The sequence below is a fragment of the Pseudomonas sp. FH1 genome (assembly GCF_000510895.2).
Lineage (GTDB): Bacteria > Pseudomonadota > Gammaproteobacteria > Pseudomonadales > Pseudomonadaceae > Aquipseudomonas > Aquipseudomonas azotoformans_A.
In genome coordinates, this window is sequence record NZ_AOHM01000108.1 from 1 (window position 1) to 1,920 (window position 1,920).

A 1,920-nucleotide genomic window follows, 5' to 3' on the forward strand; every position below is an offset into this window, starting at 1 on the left:
CCGGACGCTTAGAGCGCCAGTTAAAGCTGGCGGAGGATAGTCGATGAAAGTTCGATACTGGTAAGAAATGGCGAATCAACCAGACCCCGAGTCATGCATGTTGCACCGTGAGGTGCAGGGTGAAGCGTTGACAGGGGAAACCGATGGGCCAGCCATTGAGCCGCGTAATCAGGAATTCGGGATGCCGATGCTGTTAAGCGAAGCAGAAGGCAACACGGAGCATGGCGTTATACGCCAGTCATGCTCTGATCCCGCGCGGTCGGAGACCCTGTGCACGTCGGGAAGTCCTCCGCACAGAAACTGGGAGATCTCAGCGGTGCCCAGTGCGCAAGCACCGGGCGGAGCAGGAAAGGCCAAAAGCCGTAACCCTGCTGTTCACGTCGCTGAGAAGTCGGATACGTCCGTAGTACCTGAGAAGCCATCGAACAAAGGGCCTGGCCCTGCGGAGATAGTGGAGGAAAGGGACGTAGCCAAGGGAAACACCAACAGGCCTCCCGCGCCCCGGACACTGAGCCGGATCAGCTGCGCGTCGATGGGATTTGACGGTGTACGTGAAGCAGCCCGAAGGAACAAGGGCATGCAGTTCACGGCATTGCTTCACCACATCACACCGCAGTTATTGGCGCAGAGCTTCTATGCCCTGCGCCGCGATGCAGCGGTGGGCGTGGACGGCATGTCGTGGCGAGAATATGAGGAAGGTCTTCTCCAGCGGGTGAACGATTTGCACGGAAGGCTTCACAGTGGAGCCTATCGGGCAACGCCGTCGCGGCGAGTCTATATCCCCAAAGCCGACGGCAGACAGCGTCCGCTGGGTATTGCCTCTCTGGAGGACAAGATCGTACAGCAGGCGGTTGTTACTGTTCTGAATGCGATCTATGAAGAAGACTTTCTAGGATTCTCGTATGGGTTTCGGCCGGGACGTAGTCAGCACGATGCGCTGGATGCATTAACGGTCGCGCTCAAAGGCCAGAAGGTGAACTGGATATTGGATGCGGATATCACGTCGTTCTTTGATGAGATCGACCATGAATGGATGCTGATGTTTCTGGGACACCGGATTGCAGACCGACGCATGCTCGGACTCATCTGCAAATGGCTTCAGGCGGGAGTAATAGAGGATGGCCGTAGGGTGGCTGCGACCAAGGGGACGCCCCAAGGCGCAGTGATATCGCCGTTGCTGGCGAATATCTATCTTCACTACGTGCTGGATCTATGGGCAAGGCAGTGGCGCCAGCGGCATGCCCGTGGCGATGTGATTGTTGTGCGCTACGCGGACGACAGCGTGGTGGGTTTCAGGACGCAATGGCAGGCTCAGCAATTTCTGGTGCAGTTGCAGGAACGGTTGGCCAGGTTCGGTTTATCGCTCAACGCTTCGAAGACACGGCTGATTGAGTTTGGTCGTTTTGCTGCGAGAAATCGTAGGAAGCGAGGCTTAGATAAACCGGAGACGTTTGATTTCCTGGGATTCACGCACTGCTGCAGTGCCAACAGAAGCGGTGGGTTTCAAATACTGCGACTGACGGTCAAGAAGCGAATGCGTACAACGCTGCTGGCTATTCGGGATGAGCTGAAACGCCGACGGCATGAGCCTGTTCGAGTCGTGGGTCAGTGGCTTACCCGGGTGGTCAGCGGGTACTTCAATTACCACGCGGTGCCGGGGAATCTGATACGTCTGGGTGGTTTTCGGTTGGCGGTATGCCGTCTATGGCGGCAAGCCCTCAAGCGACGCAGCCAGCGTAATCGGCTTCAATGGTCACGCTACGGACGCCTTGCCGACCTCTACATACCTAGACCTAGAAATGCACATCCTTACCCTGAGGATCGCTTCGCGTCACGTACCCAAGGCAGGAGCCGTATGCGGTAGTTCCGCACGTACGGATCTGTGCGGGGGGCGGCAGGTAACTGCCGTCCCTACCGCGA

Annotated in this window: 1 protein-coding gene; it reads left to right on the forward strand. The window is 57.4% G+C overall.

Features of this window, described 5'->3' with window-relative positions; all coding sequences use genetic code 11:
- Window positions 1-577 precede the first annotated feature (577 nt).
- The gene (ltrA, locus tag H096_RS24885) at window positions 578-1,864 is read left to right on the forward strand and encodes a group II intron reverse transcriptase/maturase (RefSeq protein ID WP_191983022.1); all 1,287 of its coding nucleotides are present in this window, start codon (window positions 578-580) and stop codon (window positions 1,862-1,864) included.
- Window positions 1,865-1,920: the final 56 nt, after the last annotated feature.

Coding starts and splice junctions, on each gene's coding strand:
- ltrA (WP_191983022.1), top strand. CDS start 578: ATGCAGTTCACGGCATTGCTTCACCACATCACACCGCAGTTATTGGCG.